This is a genomic window from Chloroflexus islandicus, from assembly GCF_001650695.1.
GTDB lineage: Bacteria > Chloroflexota > Chloroflexia > Chloroflexales > Chloroflexaceae > Chloroflexus > Chloroflexus islandicus.
Map to the genome: position 1 here is coordinate 1 of NZ_LWQS01000110.1, position 1,722 is coordinate 1,722.

Consider the following 1,722-nt stretch of genomic DNA (forward strand, 5'->3'; position numbering starts at 1 on the left):
GTCCCATCGCTGACGTTCAGGATATAAATCTCGAAGTCGCCGTCGCGGTCGCTGGCGAAGGCCAATTGGCGGCCATCAGGCGACCACGTCGGTGCGTCGTCGGTGGCAGCGTGGTTGGTGAGGCGGCGGACATTGCTGCCGTCGGCGTTCATGACGTAAATCTCCCAGTTGCCGTCGCGGTCGCTAGCGAACGCGATCTGCGTGCCGTCGGGCGAGACGCGGGCAAAGCGGTCGTTGGCTGTATTATTCGTCAGATTGCGGATATTGGTAAGTTCAGCCCGGAAACCAACTAATAAAACCACACCGCGCGAAAAGAATGGGATATAGCGAAGCTCGGCGCTGTAGATATCGAAATTCCCATTGCAGTCGCTGACCCAGTAGATCGTTCTGCCGTCAGGTGACCATGCCGGGGTTTCATAACGACACGCGGGTTGGTCGCGTGTCAAGCGGGTTGGGCGCATCAGGTTGGCGATGTCCGGCGTCGAAGCCGGCCACAACATGATATCTGGGCGCCCCATCCGTTCTGAGATCACCAATAGTTTCGTGCCATCAGGCGACACCATCGGATTGAACTCATTGACGATCCTGTTCACAAATTCTTCGCGTTCCCATGGCGAGATGGTAATGCCGTCGTTACTGTCAATGTAGCTCAGCCGGGTAGCGCTAGCGTTGGACGCAAATTCGCCGGCACTAGCGGCGATACTGTTGAGCAGGTACACTTGCCGGTATGCGGGTTGCTCGCGCCGTGAGTCAACGGCAAGCATCTGTTGGGCAGGATCCCAACTACGCAGCCACGAGTAGGCGACGGTTTCGGCAGTGTTAAAGGTGAGACGCTGGCCGCCGCCGTTGAAATTGGCCCGGTAGAGTTCCCAATGGCTGGCGGTATCGATGTTCGAGGCGTAGAGCAAGGGAGGGGCCGGATCGGGTGCGGCCCACGGCATGCCGAGATGCGGGTAGCGCCACTGGAAGTAGTGCTGGCCAACGTTGCCCATCTCGACCTGATAGCCGGGCGGGTTATCGGGAGTGTAGGTGAGCACGCGCCGCTCGAAGAGCTGCACCAGCACATCGCGCTCGGTGTCACCGACCACCGCGCGCGTCCAGTAGGGATCGGTGATCGGGTAGCCCATTGCAAACAGCCAATCGACAATCGGGCCGGTGGTAACGCGGCCATTCTCGATGATACGCCCACGTTGGGTCATAAAATCCCAAAAAACTTGGGGGATGTTGTGACCGGTCATCGTGTTGTACTGCACGATCGTCGTTTCAGGGCGGGCGAGTTCAGGCCGTTCACCAATACTGCCGGCAGCATCGATCGTGGCGCTGACGCGCTCTTTGAGGCGCACCGGATCACGATAGCCATTGTCGAGCGTGGCGATGGCGCCGAATTGGCAATAGCCGGGCGCGATCGGGTTGGCGCTGCGCGGATTGCCGGCAACCGGCACATCAGAGCAGCGTTGCCAATACAGCAGATTGTACGCATCTCCTGCTTGTAATCGACCACTGATAAGCTCTTTCACCAGTAGGCCATTGGTCACAATACCGTCGGCAGGCCGGTTCAACTCCATCCGCGCTTTATCGAAATATTGCACCGTACGGAGACCGTTAGGACTATCGACATAATGTTCGGCATAATCAAACCACGGCCCCGGCCCCCAATACCACGTGCGCCCGCCGCGCACCGCCTCGCTGTCGGTGCGGGTCCAGATCGCGGCGAAGCGCGGG

The 1,722-nt window shown here is 59.3% G+C and carries 1 protein-coding gene; it reads right to left on the bottom strand.

All coding sequences use genetic code 11. The features are described from left to right. Nucleotides 1-1,722: TolB family protein (locus tag A6A03_RS18770; RefSeq protein ID WP_066791335.1), on the bottom strand; the 1,722-nt coding region annotated here is incomplete at both ends.